The sequence below is a fragment of the Spirillospora sp. NPDC047418 genome (genome assembly GCF_040643275.1).
Classification (GTDB): Bacteria; Actinomycetota; Actinomycetes; order Streptosporangiales; family Streptosporangiaceae; genus Spirillospora.
This window is the reverse complement of the sequence record NZ_JBEYTW010000053.1, coordinates 18,214-41,946: the sequence shown is the minus strand read 5'-3', so window position 1 is coordinate 41,946 and position 23,733 is coordinate 18,214. Positions and strand designations below refer to the sequence as shown.

Below are 23,733 nucleotides of genomic sequence, written 5' to 3'. Positions count from 1 at the left end.
GAACGTCCAGCCTACCGCCGCGCCGGCACGCTAATCGAACGCTCGGCGGCGCACGTGCACCGCCTGCAGCAGGCCGAAGGCGATCATGTTGGCGAAGGTGGCGGAGCCGCCGTAGGAGATGAACGGCAGCGGCAGCCCGGTGATGGGCATGATCCCGATCGTCATGCCGATGTTCTCGAAGGCCTGGAACCCGAGCCAGCACACGACGCCGGTCGCGACGAGCGAGCCGAACAGGTCGGCGGCCTGGGTGGCGATCCGCAGCCCGCGCCACAGCACCACGCCGAGCAGCGCCACGATGACCACGGCGCCGACGAAGCCGAGCTCCTCCCCCGCCACCGTGAAGATGAAGTCGGTCTGCTGCTCGGGGACGAAGTGGCCGCCGGTCTGCTCGCCGTGGAACAGGCCCTTGCCGAACACCCCGCCGGACCCGACCGCGATGCGCGCCTGCTGGGCGTTGTAGCCGGCGCCGCGCGGATCGGCCTCCGGGTGCAGGAACGCGATGAACCGGTCGATCTGGTACTCCTTGAGCAGCCCGAAGAACCAGACGGCGGCGCACACGAGCACGCCGCCGCCGACCAGGCCGGCGAGCCAGCGCTTCTGCGCGCCGGAGATCGCCAGCATGCCGAGCACGACCGCGATGAACACCAGCGTGGTGCCGAGGTCGGGCTGCAGCATGATCAGCACGCCGGGCACCCCGGCCAGGACGAGCGCGAGCAGGACGTCGCGGCGGCCCGGCCCGATCTCCCCGTCCCGGGGCTCGCCGAGGATCATCGCGAGCAGCACCACGAGCCCGACCTTCGCGAACTCCGACGGCTGCACCTGGAACCCGCCGCCGATCACGATCCACGAGTGCGACCCGTTGATCGTCTCGCCGAGCGGCGTCAGCACCGCGAGCAGGCCCACGCACGCCAGCCCGTACAGGATGGGGACGTAGGCGCGCAGCAGCCGGTAGTCCAGGACGGTGACGACGCCGCCGAGCACGAACCCGATCAGCATGTTCAGCACATGCCGCTTGAGCATGCTCTCGGGGTCCTGGCCCTGCTCGGTGAGCAGGTGGAAGGTGGCCGAGCGCACCAGCAGCGCGCCCAGCACCGACAGTGCCAGCACGGCCACGAACAGCGGCCAGTCGAGCCGCCGCAGCCCGGCGACCCGGCTGCGCCACGTCCGCCGCGCGCCGTACCCCTCGACCGGCCCGACACCGGTTCCGGTGATCACGGCGAGGCTCCCTGCCCCGGCAGCTTCGGCAACTCGGACGGGAGCCTGCCGTCCTGGAGGATGGGCTTCTTGTCCTTCGTCCCGTACATGGCCTCCCAGATCTCGCGGACGGCCGGCGCGGCCGTCGAGGCGCCGAAACCGCCCTGCGAGACCATCGCGACGACCGCGAAGCGCGGGTCCTTCACCGGGCCGAACGAGGCGAACCAGGAGCTGTCCTGCTTGCCGTAGACCTCCGCGGTACCGGTCTTGCCGCCGACGTCGACGCGTTTGAAGTCGAACCCGGAGAACGCGCCTCCCGCGGTGCCCTCCTTGGTCACCTGGGCGAGGGCGTCCCGGATGTACTTCAGGACCTTCGGGTCGACCGGGAGCTTCTCCGGCTTCGGGGGTTCGATGCGGCGGGCGACCGTGCCGTCCGGCCGCAGGACCGCGACGCCGAGCTGCGGCGTCATGAGCTTGCCGCCGTTGGCGACCGCCGCGTAGGCGCGGACGAGCTGCAGGGGCGTCACCAGGACGTTGCCCTGCCCGACCGAGAAGTTGGCGGCGTCACCGGGGCGCCACACGTAGCCCTCGGTGCAGTTCTCCGTCGCGACCGCCTTCAGGTAGGCGGCCCGCGCGGGGTCGGTCTTGGCGACGTCGGGGTAGCCCTGCTTGGCGCCCTTGCAGTTGGCGGTCTTGGTGGCCTCCCAGTAGTTCTGCTTCCACTCCCGGTCGGGGATGCGGCCGGAGCTCTCGCTCGGCAGGTCGATGCCGGTCTTGGTGCCGAACCCGTACTGGCGGGCCATCTTGATCATCGGGTCGGACGGGTTCTTCTTCGGGTGCATCCCGCCGTCCGCCTTCCACTCCAGGTAGGCGAACCTGTAGAACACCGTGTCGCAGGACTTCACGAGGGCGGTGTGCAGCGTCATCGGCCCGTACGCCGCGCCCCCGGCGTTGGTGAACGCCCGGTTCCCGACGTTGTAGGAGCCGGGGCACGGATAGATGCCCTTCAGGCTGGCGCCGTCCTTCACCGCGGCGGCCACCGAGGAGATCTTGAAGGTGGAGCCGGGCGCGAACTGCCCCTGGGTGACGCGGGAGATCAGCGGCTCGCCGTTCTTCTTGCCGAGCAGCTGGTCGTACTTCTTCTGGGAGATGCCGCCGGTCCAGATGGACGGGTCGTAGGTCGGGTAGCTGGCCATCGCGACCATGCGGCCGGTGCGGACGTCCATCACGACCGCGGCGCCGGCGTCGGCGGGCTTGCCGCCCTTGCGGGCGTTGTCGATCGCGTGCTTGAGCGCCTTCTCCGCGGCGCCCTGCACGCCCGCGTCGATGCTGGTGACGAGGTGGTCGCCGGACGTCGGCGGCTTCTCCTGCGCGGTGCCGGTGACGCGGCCCTGGCTGTCGACCAGGACCCGGCGGAACCCGGGCTCGCCGCGCAGCGCGCGGTCGTACTGCGCCTCCAGGCCGGCGCGCCCGACGAGGTCGACGCCGCTGTACCCGGTGACCTGCAGGCCCTTGCGCTTGTCCAGTTCGTCCTGGGTGACGGGCTGCAGGTAGCCGAGGACCTGCGCGGCGGTCGCGCCGTCCGGCTCCGGGTAGTCGCGGACGGCCTGGATCTGCGCGGTGACGCCGGGGAAGTCCTCCTGCCGCTCCATGATCTGCAGGGCGCGCTTCGGGTCGACGTGGTCCTCAACGGGGATCGGCTGGTACGGGGAACCGGGCCAGCACGGCCGCTTGACGGTCGGGCCGCACAGCCGGATCCGCTTGGAGATGTCGTCGTAGGTCGTCCCGAGGACGCCCGCGAGCCGCTTCAGCACGGCCTCGCCGCCGTCCTCCTGCCGGCCCAGCGTGGTCCGGTCGACCGACACGACGAGCGCGCTGCGGTTCCGGACGAGGGGAACGCCCCGGTCGTCCAGGATCATGCCGCGGACGGCGGGGACGACGATGTCGCGGGTGCGGTTCTGGGCAGCGATCTCCTGGTAGTGCGCGCCCTCCAGGACCTGCAGCGTCCACATGCGCCCGACGAGGACGAGCAGCAGCGCGGCGACGAGGACGTAGAGGACGACGAGCCGGAAGTGGGTGCGCGGGTTCACAGGCTTCCGCTCCGCCCCGACATCGCGCGGTAGCGGGCGGCGGGCACCGCGAGCCGGTCGCCCCGTGATCGTTCGCCGCTCTCGTAGCGGCGGGTGGCGCGCAGCACCGCCCACACGACGAACGGGCTGGCGATGATGTCGTAGAGGACCTGCAGCGGGACCATCCGCGACACGGTCCCCCAGTCGGCGCGCGGGTCGCCGAGGATCATCCCGGTCGCCGCGTACAGCGCGGTCCCGGCCAGGGCGCCGGCGGCGACGGCGAAGAACGGCACGGCGGACTGGCGGTCCATCTCGGCGGCGGCGGCGCCGCACAGGAACCCGATGAGGCAGTAGACGAGCGCGTACCGGCCGAGGGTGTGGTCGGCGGGCGGGATGATGTCGGCGGCGAGCCCGGCCAGGAACCCGGTGACCATGCCGGTCATCGACCCGGCGACCAGCGCCAGCGCGACGACCGCCAGCAGGACCAGGTCGGGCTGCACGCCGCCGGGCAGCGGCAGCCGGTTGGCCACCGACACCTGCAGGATCAGCGTCACGACGATCACCACCGCGGCGACCGCGGTGCGGCCGGCCGGCGATGCCTCGGGCGGATTCAGCACGTCAGTCCCCCGCGCTCGGTTCTGTGGACGGGCTCGTGGAGCCGCTCGGCCGCGCGTCCGCGCTCTCGCGGGCCTTCGGGCTCTTGGTCGCCTTCGGGCTCTTGCTCGGGCTCGGCGTCGGCGCCGGTTTCGGCTTCGGCGGCAGCACCGCGTCCCGCGGGTCGGTCTTCGGCGGGGCGACCACGACGCCGACGACGTCGAGGCTGGTGAACCGCACGAACGGCCGGACGTAGGCGGTGCGGGTCAGCCCGCCGGTCGCCTTCTCGATCCGGGCGACCTCGCCGATCGGGACGCCGGGCACGTACGGGCGCTGCCCCTGCGAGCCGAGCGTCACGATCCGCTGCCCGACCTTGATCGGCGCGGCGGCGTCCAGCAGCTGGAAGCGCAGCGGCGTGTCGCCGCCCCCGCCGAGGCCGCGGCGCCCGCGGCCCTGCACGATCCCGATCTCCTTGGACGCCTCCAGCCGGGAGCCGATGGACGAGGTCTGGTCGGTGGCGAGCAGGACGGTCGAGGTCGCGGGCCCCACCCGGGTGACGCGGCCGACCAGCCCGGCCGCGCTGATCACCGTCATGTCGGCCTTGATGCCCGAGCGGCTGCCGACGTCGATCGTGACGGTGTCCTCGAAGCCCTGCCCCGCGGAGATCACCTGCGCGGCGTGGATCTTGTAGCCGCCCATCCCGGCGGTGCCGAGCAGCCGGTCCAGCTGCGCGGACTTGTCCTGGTCGAGCCGGGCGGAGCGCAGCTGCTCGCGCAGCTTCTGGTTCTGCCGGGCGAGCCGGTCGGCGCGGCGCCGCTCGCCGGGCGCGTCGGTGACCGCGTCGAAGGCGTTGCCGACCGGCCGGACCACCGAGGCCGACGCGCGCTCGACGGGGCCGAACACGCTCGCGCCGACGTCGCGCAGTCCGCGCAGCGGCGAGCTCGCGCCGCCGCGGTAGTCCACGGTGATCATCGTGAGCGCCACGACGAGCAGCCCGCCGAGCACCATGCGGGTGCGCCGGGTGTCCTTCACGCACCGACCTCCGGTTTCCTGAGTACGCCGGGAGCCCGGCGCCGACCAGCTGCTCCCCGAGGAGGGGCGGCACGCCGCGCCCCGGCGGACGACGTCCGGTCTAGTGCCGCGGCTCCGGCACGAGGACCTGACGCAGCGACTCGAAGTCCTCGACGCACTTGCCGGTGCCGAGCACCACCGAGTCGAGCGGGTTGTCCACCAGGTGGATGGGCATCCCGGTCTCCTCGCGGAGCCGTTCGTCGAGGTTCTTCAGCAGCGCGCCGCCGCCGGTGAGCGCGATCCCGCGGTCCATGATGTCGCCCGACAGCTCGGGCGGGCACTTGTCCAGCGTGGTCTTGACCGCGTCCACCACGGCGTTGACCGGTTCCTCGATCGCCCGCCGCACCTCCTCGGCGGAGATCACGACGGTCTTCGGCAGCCCGCTCACGAGGTCGCGGCCCCGGATCTCGGCGTGCGGTTCCTCCTCGCCGCCGGGATAGGCCGAACCGATGGCCATCTTGATCTCCTCGGCGGTCCGTTCCCCGAGCATCAGGGAGTATTCCTTCTTGGAGAAGGAGATGACCGCCTGGTCCAGCTCGTCGCCGCCGACGCGGACCGACTGGCTGGTGACGATGCCGCCGAGCGAGATGATGGCGACCTCGGTGGTGCCGCCCCCTATGTCGACCACCATGTTGCCGGTCGGCTCGTAGACGGGCAGCCCGGCGCCGATGGCGGCGGCCATCGGCTCCTCGATGATGTAGACGCGGCGGGCGCCGGCCTGGTAGCCGGCCTCCTTCACCGCGCGCTGCTCCACTCCGGTGATCCCGCTCGGCACGGCGACGACGATCCGCGGCTTGGCGAAGTGGCGGCGCTTGTGGACCTTCTGGATGAAGTAGCGGAGCATCCGCTCGGTGACGTCGAAGTCGGCGATGACGCCGTCCTTGAGCGGGCGGACGGCGACGATGTTGCCGGGCGTCCGCCCGATCATCCGTTTCGCCTCGATGCCGACCGCGACGATCTTGCCGGTGTTGGTATTGATCGCCACCACGGATGGTTCGTTCAGGACGATGCCACGCCCGCGCACGTACACCAGTGTGTTGGCGGTACCAAGATCGACGGCCATGTCACGGCCAAGAAACGACAGCTTGTTACCCATGAAGAAAGGGAGCCCTTCATGATTGACGGGCGTGTATAGCGGCGCGTCCATCGTAACGTGCGCCCCCGTCCGCGGGCAGTCACCCCGCAGCCGCGCGTCGCGGAAAAAACGCGTCCTGACCAGCTCGGTTTTCGCTAAAGAAGACGCGGGCCGGAAGTTCCGGCCCGCGCTCTGAGAGTCGCCCCCCCGGGCGGATCAGCCCAGTTCGGGGAAGAAGAGCTTGATCTCGCGCTCGGCCGAGTAGGTGGAATCGGAGCCGTGCACGATGTTCTCGCCGATCGCCAGCGCGAAGTCGCCGCGGATGGTGCCCGGGGTGGCGCTGACCGGGTCGGTGGCGCCGGCCAGGGAGCGGAACGCCTCGATGGCGCGGTGGCCCTCGACGACCATCGCGACGAGCGGGCCGCCGGTGATGAACTCGACCAGCTCGCCGAAGAACGGCTTGCTGGAGTGCTCCTCGTAGTGGGCCTCGGCGGTCTCGCGGGCGAGGGTGCGGAGTTCCAGCGCGACGAGCGTCAGGCCCTTGCGCTCGATCCGGGAGATGACCTCGCCGATGACGCCGCGGCGGACGCCGTCGGGCTTGACCAGGACAAGAGTGCGCTCGGACACGGGTGGTTCTCCTTGCGGAATTGCGGTTTCGGTAAGCGCGCGAATACTACCCGGACCGGGCGCCGGAAGTGGCATTCAGGCGCCGGACGCCGAGGACGGCCGTCGCGGCGGCGAGCAGCACGGCGACCATTCCGGCGACGATGAGCCAGTCGTGGTAGCCCGCCAGCAGGGCGTGGACCTGCTGCGCCTCGGTCACCGGACGCGCCCGCCGCAGCCGCGACGCCTGCAGCGACAGGACGGCGAGCTGCCCGGTCAGCACGGCGGGGAAGCACAGCGCCAGGCCGAACAGCGCGGCGCCGGGCTCGGCGCCGCGCAGCGAGGCGGCGAGGGCCAGCCCGGCGCCCGTGCCGAGCGGGACGAGCGGCGCGAGCAGCGTCCACGGGTCGCGGACGTCGGCGGCGAGGCCGAGCGGCAGTGCCGCGATCATGAGCAGGAGTCCGGCCGCGACCGCGCCGCGGGCGGGGGCGCGGGCGGCGGCGAGCGCGCCCGCCACGGCGGCGGCGGCCGGGACGGCGAAGGGCAGCAGCGGCGGGCCGGCGCCGCGCGCGTGGGCGGTGGCGGCGGCGAGCCCCGCCAGCGGGCCCGCGACCGGGTAGGTGAGCAGGCCGACGGCGACCATGACGAGGGCGCAGCCGTGCGGGCTGCCCGCGGGGGCGTCCCGTCCGCCGGTGACGGCGAGGCCGGCCAGGGCGGGCACCGCGAGGCCCGCGACGAGAAGCCGCGCGCCGGGCGACCACGCGCCGGCGGCGACGACGGCGAGAAAGGCGAAGCCCGCCGCCGGGACGAGCGGGAGCAGCAGCTGGCTCCGCTCGGCGCGCCGGGCCGCCGGGAGCACCCAGGGGACGCGGCCTCGCAACAGCGCGCGGGCGAGGGCCGCGCCGGCGGCGGCGACCGCGAGCCACGGGCAGGGCGCGAGCGCGGCGCGCCAGTCGGGGGCGTCCGGGCCGGCGGCCGGCGGCGGGACGGCCCGCAGCGCCAGCGGCATCGCCAGGACGAGCATGCCCGCGAGGACGCCCGCCCAGGCGGCGGCCAGGGCGCGGTCGCGGCATTCCCAGACGAGGACGAGGGACGCGGGCAGGACGATGCCGGCGCCCGCGCCCTGGACCGCCCGGACCGCCCCGGCGGCCGGCACCGAGTCGGCGAGCGGGACGGCGCCCAGCCCGGCCAGCAGCAGGGCCAGGCCCGCGGCGAGGACCGTCCAGGCGGGGAACCGGCGGGCCGCCGCGGCGCCCGGCGGCACGGCGAGCAGGAGGGCGGGCAGCGACAGGCCGGTGGCGCGCAGCAGCCCGGCGACGCCGGCGTCGCCGAGGCCGAGGGCGTCCGCGGCGGCGGGGACGACGTTGCCGGAGGCGTCCGGCACGGTCAGCACGGCGGCGGGCAGCGCGGTGCCGGTCAGCAGCAGCGCGCCGAGCGCCGCGCGCCGCCGCCCGGCCGCGTCCCCGGTGCCGGAGCGTTCGGCCGGCCCGGTGGCGGACGCCGCGTTCGCGGGCCCCGCGCTCGCGGGTCCTGGACTGGTGGACGCTGCGCTGGTGGACACGGCCTGCTCCTTCGGAGGGTCGTCATCCGCCGGACGCTATTTCCCAAAAACGAAGGATGTCCAAATTAAGGCGTTGATTGGAATTCTCGGCATTCGGCGGGATGATTGGCTGCCGTCCCGCCGAACTTAGCGCGGCTGCGCGGCCGCCGCCTTGCGTCCCAGCCAAATGGCCGTCCCCCAGAGCGCCCCGAAAAGGGCACCGAGGAAGAACATGACCGGCACCATGAACCCGGTCGCGATGATGAGCACCTGCAGCACGCTGCCGGCCGGGATCGCCCAGGGGCGGCGCAGCAGCCCGGCCATCACCAGGCAGGCGAGCGCCAGTGCCCCGCACACCCCGCCCGCGGTGGCGCCGTCGACGTCCAGCACCGCCACGGCGACCGGGATCGCCAGCGCGATCACGATGGCCTCGCAGGCCAGCACCGTGGCGAACAGCCGCCGCGCCGGGTTGTCGGCGGTCCGCGTGCCCGTCACCGGCCCTCCTCCACGCGCAGCAGGATGCGGGCGTCGCCCGCGGTGACCACCGAGCCGGTGATCAGTACGCCGGCCCCCCGGTACTCGCCGGTCTCCTCGGCGATGCCGATCGCCCGGTCGATGGCGTCGTCCAGCCGCTCGGCGATATGGACGCGCTCGGCGCCGAAGATGCCCTCGGCGAGATCGGCCAGCTCCTCCGGCGGCATCGAGCGCGGCGAGGAGTTGCGCGTCACCACCAGCTCAGTCAGCACGGGTTCGAGCTGGTCGAGAACGCCCGCGACGTCCTTGTCGGCGGCGATCGCGAGCACCCCGGCGAGCCGGGTGAAGCCGAACGACTCGGTGACCGTGGCGACGGTCGCCGCCATCCCGGCGGGGTTGTGCGAGGCGTCCAGCAGGACGGTCGGGCCCGTCCGCGCGACCTCCAGCCGGCCCGGCGAGGCGGACGTGGCGAAGCCGCCGCGCACCAGGGCCGGATCGAGCTGCCCCTCGTTGCCGCCGAGGTAGGACTCGCCGGCCGCGATCCGGGTCGCGGCCTCCAGGTTCACCTCTCCCCTGGTCGGCGCGCCGGAGGCGAACGCCTCCACTGCGGCCAGGGCCGTCGCGGCGTTGCCCGCCTGGTGCTCGCCGAACAGCGGCAGGAAGATCTCGTCGTAGACGCCGTGCAGGCCCTGCAGGCGCAGCTGCTGGCCGCCGAAGGCGACGTCCCGGTCGAGCACGCCGTACTCGATGCCCTCGCGCGCCGCCGTGGCGCCGATCTCCACGACCCGGCGCAGCAGCACCTCGGCCGCCTCGACCGGCTGCTGCGCCAGGACGGCGACCGCGCCGGTCTTGATGATCCCGGCCTTCTCGCCGGCGATCTCCTCCAGCGTGTCGCCGAGGTAGCGGGTGTGGTCCAGCCCGATGGGGGTGATCACGGCGACGACGCCGTCCGCGACGTTGGTCGCGTCCCAGGTGCCGCCCATGCCCGTCTCGACCACCGCGACGTCGACCGGGGCGTCGGCGAAGGCCGCGAACGCCATCGCCGTCAGGACCTCGAAGAACGACAGCCGCCCCGCGTGCTTGCCGTCGACCAGCTCGACATAGGGCAGGACGTCGTTGAACGTCTCGACGAACCGCTCCTCGCTGATCGGCTCCCCGTCGATCGCGATGCGCTCCCGCAGCGTGGTCAGCTCGGGGCTGGTGTAGAGGCCGGTGCGCAGCCCCCGCTCGCGCAGCAGCGCCTCGATGAGGCGGGCGGTGCTGGACTTGCCGTTCGTCCCGGCGATGTGGATCACCGGGTACGCGCGCTGCGGCTCGCCCAGGACGTCGACCAGGTCGCGGATCCGGTCGAGGGTGGGATCGATCTCCCACTCGACGCCGCGGCCCATGATCGCGCCGATGGTCGCCCGGTAATCGGCCGGCTCGGTTCGCTGACTCACGATCTCAGAGCCTACTCGGCGGCGCGCAGCGCTCCGTCCGGCCCCACACTGGAGGTATGGACGTGTTCTACCGGGAGTGGGAGCACCGCGCTCCGGGCGGGACCCGCGACGTCGGGCGGGCCCGCGCGCTCGCCGGAGCCCTCGGGGTCCTGGGCCCCGACGTGCCCGTTCTGACCGTCGTGGGGTCCAAGGGGAAGGGCACGGCGGCGACCTACGCGTCCGCCTTCCTCGCCGCCGCCGGACTTCGCGTGTGCACCGTCACGAGCCCCGGCCTGCGCACGGACCGCGACCGGATCAGGATCGACGGGCGCGCCGTGTCCGAAGAGGAGCTGGCCTCTCTGGCGGGCGCCCTCGACGACGCCGTCGGCACGCTCCCGCCGCCTTCGGACGGTTATCTGTCGCCGTCCGGCCTCTTCCTCCTCGCGGGCGTCCTGCACGCCCGGCGGACGGGCGCGGACGTGCTCGTCCTGGAGGCCGGGATGGGCGGACGGTCCGACGAGGTCGCCCTGTTCCCGCCGGACGTCGCCGCGATCACCCCGGTCTTCCTCGAACACGCCGGCGTGCTCGGCGACACCGAGGCGGAGATCGCCCGGGAGAAGCTCGGGGTGGCCGGGCCGGGGACGGTCGTGCTGTCGGCGCCGCAGTCGCCGCCGGTCACCGAGGCGCTCGGCGGCGCCGAGACCGTCGGGCCCGGCGGCGGCGGGCTGCCGGACGGCCTGCTCCCCGCCGGTCTCGGGCGGGCGGCCGCCGAACTCGGCGTCGCCGCCGCCCGCCGCGTGCCGGGCGCCGCCGACCCCCCGGCCGGGACGCTCCGGGAGGTGATGGCGTCGGTCGTCCTGCCCGGCCGGATGTCCCGGCACGACGTGCCCGGGTCCGCGACCCGGCTGCTCGTCGACGCCGCCATCGACCGCACCGGCGTCGCCGCCGCCCTCGCCGGCGCACGGGACGCCTGGGGGACGATCGACCACGCCGTCGTCTGCCTCCCCGACCACAAGGACGTGGACGGGGCCGTCGCCGAACTCGGCGCGCTGCCCGTGACGTTCGTCCGGCTGCCGCTGCCGCACCTGCGCTTCACCCGCCCGCTGCCGTCCGGCTGGGACGTCGTCGACGCGTCCGACATCACGCCCGAGTCGCTCGCGACGCTCGGGCACCGCGTGCTCGTCCTCGGCACCGGCTACTTCACCGGGCACGTCCTCGACGTGGTCGGCGCCGACACCGAGCGGCTGTTCGTCACTTCGGCCGCTCGACGTCCTTCCTGATCCGGCGCATGACGTCCGCCATCAGCGGGAACTGCGGGTTCACCGTCGGACGGTTGGACGCCACGATGCCGTAGGAGTCCTTGGTCGCCCACGCGCAGTACGTGTGGGTCTCGGCCAGGACGGCGAACGTGCCGCAGACCGCCTTCGCGCCCTTGCCGCCCGCCTCGGCGTCCTGGCCGGCGAGGAACGTGGTGGGCCGCACCTTCTGCAGGAAGTCCGCCGGGTCGCCGACCGGGCCCGTCCCGCCCATGAACAAGACGTTGAGCTTGCGCACCGGCTCCTGGCTGTAAACGGCGGCGCCGTGCTTGGCGACCGGCACGCCGCCCGCCTCGACCGCGCCCGCGATGAACGGGTACGCGGCGCTCGCCTGCGGCGACGTCAGGCGGTCCTTGTGCATGCCGCCCGCGACCGGGCCCGCGTCGATCACCTTCTTGGACGCGGGGAGGGCCGTCGTGCGGGCGTCCTTGGCGGCGCCGCCCGTCCGGAACGCCAGCGCCCCCGCCATGAGGGCGATCGCCGCGACCGCGGCGGCACCGGCGACCAGCACCAGCCTCGGGACGCGCCGCCTGCGCGCCGCGGGGGGTACGCCGGGGGCCACCGGCAGCGGCCCCGTGCCGACCCTGGGATACCCGCCCGTCCCGACCACCGGATGCCCGCCCGTGCCGACCACGGGGTGCCCGCCCGTGCCGACCCTGGGGTGCCCGCCGGTACCGACCACCGGGTGGGCCCCCGAGCCGACGACGGGATGCGCGCCCGAGCCGCCCACCATCGGGTGGCCGCCCGTGCCGCCGAGCGACGGGAGCGGGCCCGTCCCGTCGCCGGGGTCGAGCGACCACCACGGGCGCGCCCTGCCCCAGGGCGCCGACGAGCCCGCCGCCGGCGCGGTCCCGTCCTCGATGGCCTGCGCGGCGTCCAGGCCCTCGCCGGACGAGGGCCCCGGCGCGCCGGGCTGGGGTGATTCGGCCATTGCACTCCCGATGGTTCAAGTACCGCCATAAGGCCGTGGGCTCAACCGGATCGTAACGGCGCGGAGCCCGCCGCGCCGACCGTTCACGCGCTCGTGACCTGCCGGGGACGGGACGGCCCGCGTCAGCCCGCGGGCAGCGCGGCCAGCTGCGACTCCAGCCGGGCGATGCCGGCCTCCGCCTGGGCGAGCCGGTCGCGGTTCTTCGCCACGACCGCCTCGGGGGCCTTGGCCATGAACGCCTCGTTGCCGAGCTTGCGGCGCGCCTGGTCGACCTCCTTGCGCGCGGCGGCGAGGTCCTTCTCCAGCCGCTTGCGCTCGGCGGCGACGTCGATCGCGCCGGCGGTGTCGAGCCGCACCGCGACGCCCTCCACCGGCAGCGACGCGGTCGCGGAGAACCCGTCGCCGGGCGCGGTGAGGCGCAGCAGCGCGCGGACGCCCTCCTCGTGCGGCGCCAGCGGCGAGCCGCCCCACTCCAGCTCCGCCGCGACCTTCTGGCCCGGCTTGAGGCCCTGGTCGGCGCGGAACCTGCGGACCTCGGTGACGAGCCGCTGCAGCGACTCGACGAGGGCCTCGGCGTCCCGGTCGGCGCGGGCGGGCTCGGCGGCTGGCCACGCCGCGGTGAGGACCGTCTCGCCCCCGGTGAGGGACGTCCACAGCTCCTCGGTGACGAACGGGATCACCGGGTGCAGCAGCCGCAGCAGCTTGTCGAGGACCTCGCCCAGGACGCGCCGCGTCGCCTCGGCCCGCTCGTCCGCCAGCTGGACCTTCGCCAGCTCCACGTACCAGTCGCAGACCTCGTCCCACGCGAAGTGGTAGAGCGCCTCGCACGCCTTCGCGAAGTCGTAGTTCTCCAGCTGCTCGTCCACCTCGGCGATGACCGACTGGAGGCGCGACAGGATCCACGCGTCGACGGTGGTCACCTCGGCGGGCATGTCGCCGCGGACGTGCGCGCCGTTGATGAGCGCGAACCGGGTCGCGTTCCACAGCTTGTTGCAGAAGTTCCGCGAACCCTGCGCCCACTGCTCGGCCACCGGGACGTCGCCGCCCGGGTTCGCGCCGCGCAGCAGCGTGAAGCGGGTCGCGTCGGCGCCGTACGCGTCGACCCAGTCGAGCGGGTCGACGACGTTCCCGAACGACTTGGACATCTTCTTGCCGTGCTGGTCGCGGACCATCCCGTGCAGCGCGATGGTGTCGAACGGCTGGACGCCGTCCATCGCGTACAGGCCGAACATCATCATGCGGGCGACCCAGAAGAACAGGATGTCGTACCCGGTCACCAGCACGGACGTCGGGTAGAACCGCTCCAGCTCCGGCGTCTTGTCCGGCCAGCCGAGCGTGGAGAACGGCCACAGCGCCGAGGAGAACCAGGTGTCGAGGACGTCGGTGTCCTGCGTCCAGCCGGCGGGCGGCTCCTCGTCCGGCCCGGGGCAGACGACGCTCCCGTCCGGCCCGTACCAGACCGGGATGCGGTGCCCCCACCACAGCTGCCGGCTGATGCACCAGTCGTGCATGTTGTCGACCCACTCGAAGTAGCGGGACGCCATCTCCGGCGGGTGGATCGTGACGCGGCCGTCGCGGACGGCGTCGCCGGCGGCGCGGGCGAGCGACTCCACCTTCACGAACCACTGCAGCGACACGCGCGGCTCGACGACCGTGGAGCAGCGCTGGCAGTGCCCGACCGCGTGCTTGTAGGGGCGGACCTCCGCGACGATCCGGCCCTGCTCGCGCAGTGCCGCCACGACCGCCGGGCGGGCCTCGAACCGGTCGAGGCCCTCGAACGGGCCGGTCGCGGTGACGACGCCGCGCTCGTCCATGACGGACATCGACGGCAGGTCGTGGCGGCGGCCGATCTCGAAGTCGTTGGGGTCGTGCGCCGGGGTCACCTTGACCGCGCCCGTCCCGAACTCGGGGTCGACGTGCTCGTCGGCGACGACGGGGATGCGGCGGCCGGTCAGCGGAAGCTCGATCTCCCGGCCGACCATGTGCCGGTAGCGGTCGTCGTCCGGGTGGACGGCCACGGCGGTGTCGCCGAGCATCGTCTCGGCGCGGGTGGTCGCGACGACCAGCTCGTCCCCGCCGGAGCCGTACCGGATCGAGACCAGCTCGCCGTCGACCTCGTCGTGCTCGACCTCGATGTCGGACAGGGCCGTCAGGCAGCGCGGGCACCAGTTGATGATGCGCTCGGCGCGGTAGATGAGGCCGTCGTCGAACAGCCGCTTGAAGATCGTCCGGACGGCGCGGGCCCGGTCGTCGTCCATCGTGAACGCCTCGCGGGTCCAGTCGACGCCGTCGCCGAGGCGGCGCATCTGGCCGAGGATCCGGCCGCCGGACTCCGCCTTCCACTTCCAGACCCGCTCGACGAACGCCTCGCGGCCGAGGTCGTGCCGGGAGCGGCCCTCCTTGGCCAGCTCGCGCTCCACGACGTTCTGGGTGGCGATGCCGGCGTGGTCCATGCCCGGGACCCACACCGCCTCGTGGCCCTGCATGCGGCGCCGCCGGACGAGGGCGTCCTGGATGGAGTGGTCGAGGGCGTGCCCCATGTGCAGCGAACCGGTGACGTTCGGCGGCGGGATCACGATCGAGTACGCGGGCCGCTCCGGCGCGCGCAGCGGGTCGGCGGTGAACAGCCCCGCCGATACCCAGCGCTCGTAGAGCCGGCCCTCGACGTCGGCCGGTCGGTACTGGGTGGGCAGGTCGACGTCGGCGGCCCCCTGGCCGCGCTCAGTGCTGGGCTGTGTCACGGCTGACGATTCTACGGGGACGCCGGGGGTGGGCGGCCCCGGGGACGCCGGCACGTGCGCGAGAATCTGCACCGGCGAGCACCCCGCCGAGCCGCCTCGCCGTTCCCCCACGCGAAAAGGAAGCACGTTGAGCGGTTGGAACCCCCCTCCCCCACCCGGTGGCGGCCCGTACCCGCCCAGCAGCCCGTACCCGCCCGGCGGCGCGTTCCCGCCCGGAGGCGCGTTCCCGCCCGCCGGACCGGGTGGACCAGGAGGACCGGCGGGCGCTCCGTTCCCTCCGGGCGCGGCCTATGGGGCGCCGCGGCGACGGGGCGGTGGCGGCAAGGTCTTCGGTTGCCTGGCCGTGGGCTTCGTCGTGTTCGTCCTGCTCTGCGCGGGCGGGTACGGCATCTACCTGCAGCAGACGTCCCACACGCTGACCGCGCCGTCGTCGGCCGGCGGGATGAGCCGCGACACCGGCACCGAGGCCAAGGTCGACGACGCCGTCGACCGGCTGGGCCGGGTCCTCACCCAGGCGAGCGACTACAAGGTCCACCGGACCGTCAGCGCGGTGTACGGCCTCGGCAAGGAGAAGTACCTGTTCGTCGGGGGCACCGGCGACCACCGCCTGAAGTACCCGGAGCAGGACTTCAACAGCGCCGTCATGGGCGCGTTCACCGGCATCGAGAACACCGTCTACTCCCCCAGCACCGTCAAGATGCCGGACGCGGGCGGCGACGGGGTCGGCCTGTCCACGACCCTCCGGGTCTCGATCATCACCTCGGCGGGGACGCGGAACACCACCGGCTACCTGGCGTCCTGGTCCACCCGGACCACCATGGGCATCGTCACGCAGATCGGCGAGCCGTCCGAGAGCATCGACCTCCCGAGCGTCATGCGCCGCATCCGCGCGGACGTGGAGGACTGAGAATTCCGGCTGAGAGCGTTTTCCCGCCGCGGTCGGGACACAGGTCACCTGACACCGGGTCGCCTCGCCCGAAAAGGTAGTGGTCCGGAAGGTCCGCGACACCGGGGCGGAGAGAGAGGGACGGGATGCGAGCGGTACTGGCACGCGCTGCCGTGCTGGCCGGCGCGTTCGCCGCGGGGGCCGTGGCGGCACGTGCCGCGACCATCCCCCACCTCCGCCGGCTCACCGCCGACCTGCAGCGGTCCCGGGAGCGGATCCTCGCCAGCCGGGAGGAGGAGCGGCGGCGGCTGCGGCACGACCTGCACGACGGGCTCGGGCCGACCCTCGCCAGCCTCGCCATGTCGCTGGACGCCGCCCGTATCACGCTCGCCTGCGAGCCGGAGCGCACCGACCCGCTGCTCGCCGACGTCCGCAACCGGCTGGCCACCGCCGTCGGCGAGATCCGGGACCTGGCGCACGGGCTGCGCCCGCCCGCCCTGGACGACCTCGGCCTCGTCGGCGCCATCGAGTCGTTCGCGGACGGCTGCCGCGAGCGGGTCGACGTCCGGTTCGACGGCGAGCCCTCGGGGCTGCCCGCGGCGGTGGAGGTGGCGGCGTACCGGATCGCGCAGGAGGCGCTGACGAACGTCCGGCTGCACGCCCCGGGGAGCTGCGCGTCCGTCCGGCTGAAGCGGGACACCGAACTGCACCTGGTGGTCAGCGACAGCGGCCCGGGCCTGCCGGACGCCGCCCGGGGCGGTCGCCCCGGGACGCGCCGCGGCCTCGCCGCCATGAAGGAGTGGGCGGCCGAGATCGGCGGCAGCTGCGTGATCACGTCCCGGAACGGCGGCGGGACCCTCGTCGCGGTCCGGCTGCCGCTCGGTACCGCGCAGCCCGCGGCCGGGTACGATCGTCCCTCGGTCGGAAGAAGGCGGGCGTAGATGTCGGAGACCATCCGGGTCCTCATCACCGACGATCACCCGGTGTTCCGGCAGGGCCTGAAGGGGCTGCTGCACGCGCTGGGCGTCGAGGTCGTCGGCGAGGCCGAGAACGGGCCGGAGGCGGTGCGGCTGGCCGCCGAGCTGCAGCCGGACGTCGTCGTCATGGACCTGCACATGCCGGGCGGCAACGGCATCGAGGCGACGCGCACCATCACCCGGACGAGCCCGCGCATCGGCGTCCTCGTCCTGACGATGTTCCGCGACGACGACTCGGTCTTCGCGGCGATGCGCGCGGGCGCCCGCGGCTACCTGCTGAAGGAGTCCGGCGCCGAGGAGATCGCCCGCGCCGTCCGCGCGGTCGCGGCCGGCGAGGCCATCTACGGCCCGGAGATCGCGCGCCGCGTGCTCACCTACTTCACCGACATGCCCGACCCGAGGCAGGCCGCGTTCCCCGAGCTGACCGAGCGGGAGCGGGAGGTCCTCGAACTGATCGCGCAGGGCCGCAGCAACGCCGAGATCGCCGGGACGCTCTTCCTCAGCCAGAAGACGGTCCGCAACCACGTCTCGAACATCTTCATGAAGCTGCACGTCGCCGACCGCGCCCAGGCCATCGTCCTGGCCCGCGAAGCCGGCCTCGGCGAGTCCACGCCGCGTTGATCGCAGCCCAGGCCCACTACGCTCGCCTGGCGGCTCGCTCCGTGACCTGGCCTGGTGCGAGCGCGAATCGCTTCGCGATCTTCCCGGTGAGGCTCGCCTCCGGCTTCGCCTCACCGGTCAGGTAGCGCGCTCGCGTACGTGGCCGGGGCCGCTGAAAGCCGACGAGAAAGCCCCGGCCGCGATGGCCGGGGCTTCTCGTGCTACGCGCTCTTCTCGCGGGGTTCGCGCTTGGGGCGGTCGCGCGGGACGAGGGTCGGGTTGACGTGCTCCAGGACGGCCTCGCGGGTGATGACGACGCGGGCGACGTCCTGGCGGCTCGGGACCTCGTACATCACCGAGAGGAGGACCTCCTCCATGATGGCGCGCAGGCCGCGGGCGCCGGTGCCGCGCAGGATGGCCTGGTCGGCGATCGCCTCCAGGGCGTCGTCGGTGAACTCCAGGTCGACCCCGTCGAGTTCGAAGAGGCGGTGGTACTGGCGCACCAGCGCGTTCTTCGGCTCGGTGAGGATGTTGATCAGGGCCTCGCGGTCGAGGTTGTGCACGGAGGTGATCACCGGGAGCCGGCCGATGAACTCGGGGATCATCCCGAACTTCAGCAGGTCCTCGGGCATCACGTCGCCGAGCACGGCCGACGACTCCTCGAAGTCGGACTTGGAGCGGATCTGCGCGCCGAAGCCCATGCCCTGCTTGCCGACCCGGGACTCGACGATCTTCTCCAGCCCGGCGAACGCGCCGCCGCAGATGAACAGCACGTTCGTGGTGTCGATCTGGATGAACTCCTGGTGCGGGTGCTTGCGGCCGCCCTGCGGCGGGACGCTCGCGGTGGTGCCCTCCAGGATCTTCAGCAGGGCCTGCTGGACGCCCTCGCCCGAGACGTCCCGGGTGATCGAGGGGTTCTCGCTCTTGCGGGCGACCTTGTCGACCTCGTCGATGTAGATGATCCCGGTCTCGGCCTTCTTGACGTCGTAGTCGGCCGCCTGGATCAGTTTGAGGAGGATGTTCTCGACGTCCTCCCCGACGTATCCGGCCTCCGTCAGCGCCGTGGCGTCCGCGATGGCGAACGGGACGTTGAGGAGTTTGGCGAGCGTCTGCGCGAGCAGCGTCTTACCGGATCCGGTGGGGCCGAGCAGCAGTATGTTCGACTTGCCGATCTCGACCGGGTCGTCCCGGCCGCTGTCGCCCGACTGGATCCGCTTGTAGTGGTTGTAGACGGCGACGGACAGTGCCTTCTTCGCCGTGTCCTGCCCGATGACGTAGGAGTCGAGGAACTCGTAGATCTCCCGCGGCTTGGGCAGGTTGTCCCACTTGAGGTCGGAGGTCTCGGAGAGCTCCTCCTCGATGATCTCGTTGCAGAGATCGATGCACTCGTCGCAGATGTACACGCCCGGACCCGCGATGAGCTTCTTGACCTGCTTCTGGCTCTTCCCGCAGAACGAGCACTTGAGCAGATCACCACCGTCGCCGATGCGTGCCACCCAACTGTCTCCTTTTCGTGGGGCCGCCCGCCCTGGAGGATGCGGCGCAGCTCGGTTGCGTCCCGAAGGCTCTCGACGTTGGACTCGACGTTACCGCCTCCAACGGACTTGGAAAGCCCCTCACCCGGAAGTGTGGCGCCCGGGCTCGGGGACCTCCCGCGTCCTTGTGCCGTCTCAGGACGACACTACCTCGGCTTTCCGCTTCCTGCTGGCGAAGACGTCGTCGATGAGACCGTACGTCTTCGCCTCGTCGGCGGTGAGGATCTTGTCGCGCTCGATGTCGCGGCGCACCTCTTCGATGCTCCGGCCGCTGTGCTCGGCCAGGATGCTCTCCAGCAGCTCGCGGATCCGCATGATCTCGCGCGCCTGGATCTCGATGTCGCTGGACTGCCCGTAGGTGCCCTCGGTCGCGGGCTGGTGGATCAGTATCCGCGAGTTGGGCAGGGCGGCCCGCTTGCCCGGCGTCCCGGCCGCGAGCAGCACGGCGGCGGCCGAGGCGGCCTGGCCGATGCAGACGGTCTGGATGTCGGGCTTGACGAACTGCATCGTGTCGTAGATCGCCGTCATGGCGGTGAACGACCCGCCCGGCGAGTTGATGTAGATGCTGATGTCGCGGTCCGGGTCGATCGACTCCAGCGTGATCAGCTGGGCCATCACGTCGTTGGCGGACGCGTCGTCGATCTGCACGCCGAGGAAGATGATGCGCTCCTCGAACAGCTTGTTGTACGGGTTCATCTCCTTGACCCCGTACGTGGTCCGCTCGACGAACGACGGAATGATGTAGCGGTTGTCGACCGGCATCGGGCCGGCGCCCGGCCGGACGATATCGGTGAAACCGGGACGGATCAGGTCGCTCATGTGTGCCTCCGATTAAGTGTTCGGGTCGTCAGGAGACCGTGCCCTCGGAGGGCACCTGGGTGGCACTGAGCACCACGTGGTCCACCAACCCGTAGTCCTTGGCCTCGTCAGCGGTGAACCAGCGGTCGCGGTCGGAGTCGCGCTCGATCTGCTCGAGCGACTGGCCCGTGTGCTCGGCGATCTTCTCGGCGAGCGTCTTTTTCACGTAGAGCATCTGCTCGGCCTGGATCTTGATGTCGGAGGCCGTGCCGCCGATGCCGCCCGACGGCTGGTGCATCATGATGCGGGCGTGCGGCAGGGCGTAGCGCTTGCCCGTGGTCCCGGCGCAGAGCAGGAACTGGCCCATCGACGCGGCCAGGCCCATGCCCACCGTGACGATGTCGTTCGGGACGTACTTCATGATGTCGTAGATCGCCATGCCGGCGGTGACGGAGCCACCTGGCGAGTTGATGTAGAGCGTGATGTCGCGCCGGCCGTCCTCGGCCGACAGCAGCAGGAGCTCGGCGCAGATGCGGTTGGCGATGTCGTCGTCGACCTGCTGGCCGAGGAAGACGATCCGCTCGCGCAGCAGCCGCTGGAACAGCTGGTCGCCCAGCGGCGACAGGGGCGCCTCGGCGACCCGCGCCTGGATCCGCGACGACTCGTCGAAAGTCGGAGGCATGCTCACCGGGTGTTCCTCCGGTCCTTTTAATCGGTTCGGATGATTGGACATTAACGCGCCACCGGACCCGCTTAAGCCCGGAGGGCCGCCTTTTCGCCAGGGGCGTACCCGCGCGGCGCGGGACTCCGCCCGCGTACCGGACGATCTTCACCAACGGGACACGCGCGGGGTCGTCCCCCTCATCCCCCGCCTCGCCCCCCTCATACGCGCGCCCGGCCGTGGGAAGCGCCACCCCGCGCATAGCGCGACGCCCCGCGCCCAGGGGTGGGTGCGGGGCGTCGCGTGGGACGCGCTGGGGGACGCTTAGGCGTCCTTGCCCTTGGTGTCCTGCTCGTCCTTCGCCTCGGCGGCCGGGGCCTCCGCAGCGGCGGCCTCAGCCGTCTGCGCGGGGGTCTCCGCCGGCTCGGCGGCGCCGGCCGCGTCCTCGGCGCCCTCGACGCCCTCGGACTCGGTGCTCTCGGCGTCCTCGGCCTGGACGGTCTCGCCCGTCTCGCCGTTCAGCTCGCGCTGGACCGCGTCGACGTCGATCTCGTTGCCCGACTCGTCCTTGACGGTGACGTGCTCGACGACGAGGTTCAGCGCCTTGCTGCGCAGCACCTCCGAGACGATCGCCGGGAGCTGGTTGTTCTGCGTCAGGTACTCGGCGAGCTGCTGCGGCTGCACGCCCATCTGCATGGCCTGCGTGACGACGTACTCGCTGAGCTCCTCGTTCTCGACGCCCAGCTCCTCCTGGACGGCGAGCTGGTCGAGGACGAACCCGCCCTTGACCGCGAGCCGGGCCGCGTCGGCGACCTCGGTGTCGAACTCCTCGGCGGACTTCTCCTCCTCCGCGAGGTAGTCCTCCCTGGTCATGCCGGCCATCTGGAGCTGCTGGTCGAGCTGCTGGTTGCGGCGGCCGACCTCCTCCTCCACGACCTTCTCGGGAAGCGGGATGTCGACCTTCTCCAGCAGCGCCTCGAGGGCCTTGTCGCGCGCCTCGGACAGCTGCTGCAGCTTCACCTGCCGGCCGAGCCGGGTGCGGACGTCGTCGCGCAGCTCGTCGATGGTGTCGAACTCGCTGGCGAGCTGGGCGAACTCGTCGTCCAGATCGGGCAGGTTCTTGACCTTGACACTCTGCACGGTGACGGTGATCTCCGCCTCCTCGCCGGCGTGCTCGCCGCCGGCCAGGGTGCTGGTGAACGTCTTCTCCTCGCCCGCGGCGAGGCCGGTGATCGCCTCGTCCAGGCCCTCGATGGAGGACTTGCTGCCGACCTCGTAGGAGTAGCCGGTGGTGGAGGCGTCCTCGACCTGCTCGCCGTCGATCTTCGCGACGAGGTCGATGGAGGCGAAGTCGCCCTCCTCGGCCGCGCGCTCGGCGTTGGTCAGGGAGGCGAACCGCTCGCGCAGGTTGGCGACCGTCTCGTCGACCTGCTCGTCGGTGACCTCGGCGTCGTCGACGACGACCTCGAGGCCGTCGTAGTCGGGCACCTCGAACTTCGGCCGGATGTCGACCTCGGCGGTGAACGCGAACTGGGTGCCGTCCTCCAGCTCGGTCACCTCGACGTCGGGCTGCCCGAGCACGAAGATCTCGGACTCCTCGACGGCGCGGCCGTACAGCTCGGGAAGGGCGTCGTTGACGGCCTCCTGCAGGACCGCACCCCGGCCGACGTACTTGTCGATCAGCGGGGCGGGGACCTTGCCGGGCCGGAAGCCCTTGATCCGCACCTGCTGCGAGATCTCCTTGTACGCCTTGTCGAGGTTCGGCTTGAGCTCGTCGAACGGAACCTCGACGGTGAGCTTGACCCGCGTGGGGGTCAGCTCCTCGACATCGGTCTTCACTGGGGTTGGTCTCCTTGATCGGGCGCTGTCTCGGCCGCGGCGTTCGACGCGTACTCACCTGCAGCGGCGCGGGCACGCCGAAACACGACTCCGCGCCTTCGCGCGCCAAGTCTATGGGGTCGCGGCCCCGGCTGCGGACATCGGACGCCCGCAAGTGCCGCGAAATCCGCGTCAGCGGTACCGTACGGGCAGTGACAGAAGTGACCGGAAGGCCCATACTCGTCCGGGATGAACGGGATAGCTGCGGCCTTCAGTGCGACCGGTCTCTACTACCTCGGGTTCGCCGTGTTCAAACTGGCGGCGGACCGGATGCCCCCTGTGCGGGGCAACCGCATCCTGCACATGATCTGGGCGATCATCAGCAACTGGGTCTTCCTGATCGCGCTCGGGATCGTGCTCGGCGGGCTCGGCCTGCAGATCCTCGCGCTGCGGAACCTGCCGCTGTCCCAGGCCGTGCCGATCTTCATGTCCGGCATGGTGCCGCTGCTGCTGATCGCGCTGGTGTTCTTCGGCGAGCGGCTCACCGCGCGCGAATGGCTGAGCCTGGTGCTGATCGGCGGGGCGATCCTGCTGCTGACCGCCTCGCTCAGCGGGGACGAGCCGATCAGCTCGGCGGACGCGCCGCTGTGGCGGATCGCGGTCGTGGTGGCCCCGGCGGTCGCGGTGCCGGTGCTGATCCTCGTCCTCGGCGACTACCGGCCGGACGGTCGGCACGCCCGGCCCGTCACCGGCATCGCCTACGGGCTCAGCGCCGGTTTCCCGGTCGGCACCGCCGAACTGGCGATCAAGGGCTGGAGCGACGACCCGCACGCCTCCAGCCTGCAGATCATCGCGACGCCGTGGCCGTACCTGACCGTGGTGGCGGCCGGCATCGGGTTCGGGATCATGGTCGCGGCGTTCCAGCGCTGCCGGGTGTCGATCGTCGCGACGGTCATGACGGTGGCCGCCAAGTCCTACCTGCTGACCATGGGCACGTTCCTGTACGGGGAGCCGTGGCCGCAGGACGCGGCGCACTCGGCGATGCGGCTCGGCGCGCTGGCGCTGGGCGCGGTCGCCGTCCTGCAGTTCCCCCGGCACCGGCCGGTCGAGGAGGAGCCGCGCGAGCCGTCCCGCGAGGACGTCGCGCACGACCCGTTCGGCGGCCAGGCGGTCGGCGGCCCCGTGCTGGGCGGGCCGCAGGTCGGGCACGTCTACGGGGCGCCGGTGCCGCCGCAGCCGTCCCCGTACGCGCAGGACCCGCTGGGCCAGGGCCCCTACAACCGCCCGGACGGGCCCGGCCTGCCGGATCCGGCGCCGCCGCGCCGTCCCGTCCGTCCGCAGAGCCCGACCGAGACGGGGACGGACGGACGCTGGCGCGGCTTCAGCGAGTGAGCCTCGGCCCAGCACCGCTGAGCATCGACGCGGCGAGCCC

20 protein-coding genes are annotated in these 23,733 nt (G+C 72.5%); 5 read left to right on the top strand and 15 right to left on the bottom strand.

Going from position 1 to position 23,733, the window contains the following annotated elements:
- Positions 1–30 precede the first annotated feature (30 nt).
- From rodA to ABZ806_RS28260, 9 genes are all read right to left on the bottom strand, one after another.
- Positions 31–1,215, bottom strand: a complete 1,185-nt coding sequence (gene rodA, locus ABZ806_RS28300) for a rod shape-determining protein RodA (RefSeq protein ID WP_500220439.1) — start codon at positions 1,213–1,215, stop codon at positions 31–33.
- The gene (mrdA, locus tag ABZ806_RS28295) at positions 1,212–3,284 is read right to left on the bottom strand and encodes a penicillin-binding protein 2 (RefSeq protein ID WP_500220438.1); all 2,073 of its coding nucleotides are present in this window, start codon (positions 3,282–3,284) and stop codon (positions 1,212–1,214) included. The genes rodA and mrdA overlap by 4 nt, the downstream gene beginning before the upstream one ends.
- Entirely contained in the window at positions 3,281–3,880 is a 600-nt protein-coding gene (mreD, locus tag ABZ806_RS28290; RefSeq protein WP_500220437.1) for a rod shape-determining protein MreD, read from the bottom strand. Before mreD ends, mrdA begins: the two co-directional genes overlap by 4 nt.
- A 1-nt stretch (position 3,881) precedes the next feature.
- Positions 3,882–4,889 carry a rod shape-determining protein MreC gene (gene mreC / locus ABZ806_RS28285; RefSeq protein ID WP_500220436.1) on the bottom strand — a complete coding sequence of 336 codons (1,008 nt, stop codon included), beginning with the start codon at positions 4,887–4,889 and terminating at the stop codon, positions 3,882–3,884.
- Between the two features lie 100 nt (positions 4,890–4,989).
- Positions 4,990–6,024 (bottom strand): rod shape-determining protein, encoded by a 1,035-nt coding sequence (locus tag ABZ806_RS28280; RefSeq protein ID WP_132197821.1) that lies wholly within the window; start codon positions 6,022–6,024, stop codon positions 4,990–4,992.
- A gap of 195 nt (positions 6,025–6,219) precedes the next feature.
- Positions 6,220–6,630 (bottom strand): nucleoside-diphosphate kinase, encoded by a 411-nt coding sequence (gene ndk / locus ABZ806_RS28275; RefSeq protein WP_500220435.1) that lies wholly within the window; start codon positions 6,628–6,630, stop codon positions 6,220–6,222.
- A 46-nt stretch (positions 6,631–6,676) separates the two neighbouring features.
- Positions 6,677–8,167, bottom strand: coding sequence for a hypothetical protein (locus tag ABZ806_RS28270; RefSeq protein WP_500220434.1), 1,491 nt, complete (start codon positions 8,165–8,167; stop codon positions 6,677–6,679).
- Positions 8,168–8,293: 126 nt separating this feature from the next.
- Positions 8,294–8,641, bottom strand: coding sequence for a DUF4233 domain-containing protein (locus tag ABZ806_RS28265; RefSeq protein ID WP_500220433.1), 348 nt, complete (start codon positions 8,639–8,641; stop codon positions 8,294–8,296).
- Positions 8,638–10,008, bottom strand: a complete 1,371-nt coding sequence (locus ABZ806_RS28260; protein WP_500220457.1) for a bifunctional folylpolyglutamate synthase/dihydrofolate synthase — start codon at positions 10,006–10,008, stop codon at positions 8,638–8,640. The genes ABZ806_RS28265 and ABZ806_RS28260 overlap by 4 nt, the downstream gene beginning before the upstream one ends.
- Positions 10,009–10,115: 107 nt before the next feature.
- Between ABZ806_RS28260 and ABZ806_RS28255 the strand changes: the two genes are divergently transcribed.
- Positions 10,116–11,318 carry a folylpolyglutamate synthase/dihydrofolate synthase family protein gene (locus ABZ806_RS28255; RefSeq protein ID WP_500220432.1) on the top strand — a complete coding sequence of 401 codons (1,203 nt, stop codon included), beginning with the start codon at positions 10,116–10,118 and terminating at the stop codon, positions 11,316–11,318.
- Here ABZ806_RS28255 and ABZ806_RS28250 read toward each other — a convergent pair.
- A complete protein-coding gene (locus tag ABZ806_RS28250) occupies positions 11,290–12,285 on the bottom strand; it encodes a hypothetical protein (protein WP_500220431.1) in 996 nt (331 codons plus the stop codon). The two genes, ABZ806_RS28255 and ABZ806_RS28250, sit on opposite strands and share 29 nt — an antisense overlap.
- A gap of 122 nt (positions 12,286–12,407) precedes the next feature.
- Entirely contained in the window at positions 12,408–15,026 is a 2,619-nt protein-coding gene (locus ABZ806_RS28245) for a valine--tRNA ligase (RefSeq protein ID WP_500220430.1), read from the bottom strand.
- Positions 15,027–15,369: 343 nt separating this feature from the next.
- Here ABZ806_RS28245 and ABZ806_RS28240 point away from each other — a divergent pair, with 343 nt between their 5' ends.
- From ABZ806_RS28240 to ABZ806_RS28230, 3 genes are all read left to right on the top strand, one after another.
- Positions 15,370–15,933, top strand: coding sequence for a hypothetical protein (locus ABZ806_RS28240; RefSeq protein ID WP_500220429.1), 564 nt, complete (start codon positions 15,370–15,372; stop codon positions 15,931–15,933).
- Positions 15,934–16,058: 125 nt separating this feature from the next.
- On the top strand, positions 16,059–16,853 hold the full coding sequence (locus tag ABZ806_RS28235) for a sensor histidine kinase (protein ID WP_500220428.1): 795 nt from the start codon (positions 16,059–16,061) through the stop codon (positions 16,851–16,853).
- A complete protein-coding gene (locus tag ABZ806_RS28230; RefSeq protein WP_500220427.1) occupies positions 16,854–17,510 on the top strand; it encodes a response regulator transcription factor in 657 nt (218 codons plus the stop codon).
- A gap of 200 nt (positions 17,511–17,710) precedes the next feature.
- Here the strand turns inward: ABZ806_RS28230 and clpX are convergent, their stop codons facing one another.
- The 4 genes from clpX to tig form a co-directional block, all read right to left on the bottom strand.
- On the bottom strand, positions 17,711–18,985 hold the full coding sequence (clpX, locus tag ABZ806_RS28225; protein ID WP_500220425.1) for an ATP-dependent Clp protease ATP-binding subunit ClpX: 1,275 nt from the start codon (positions 18,983–18,985) through the stop codon (positions 17,711–17,713).
- A gap of 174 nt (positions 18,986–19,159) precedes the next feature.
- On the bottom strand, positions 19,160–19,786 hold the full coding sequence (locus tag ABZ806_RS28220) for an ATP-dependent Clp protease proteolytic subunit (RefSeq protein WP_500220456.1): 627 nt from the start codon (positions 19,784–19,786) through the stop codon (positions 19,160–19,162).
- Positions 19,787–19,871: 85 nt separating this feature from the next.
- On the bottom strand, positions 19,872–20,504 hold the full coding sequence (locus ABZ806_RS28215) for a ClpP family protease (protein ID WP_239067243.1): 633 nt from the start codon (positions 20,502–20,504) through the stop codon (positions 19,872–19,874).
- Positions 20,505–20,807: 303 nt separating this feature from the next.
- Complete coding sequence (tig, locus tag ABZ806_RS28210; RefSeq protein WP_500220424.1) at positions 20,808–22,322, bottom strand: trigger factor; 1,515 nt, start codon at positions 22,320–22,322, stop codon at positions 20,808–20,810.
- A gap of 228 nt (positions 22,323–22,550) precedes the next feature.
- Between tig and ABZ806_RS28205 the strand changes: the two genes are divergently transcribed.
- Positions 22,551–23,693, top strand: a complete 1,143-nt coding sequence (locus tag ABZ806_RS28205; RefSeq protein ID WP_500220423.1) for a DMT family transporter — start codon at positions 22,551–22,553, stop codon at positions 23,691–23,693.
- Positions 23,694–23,733: the final 40 nt, after the last annotated feature.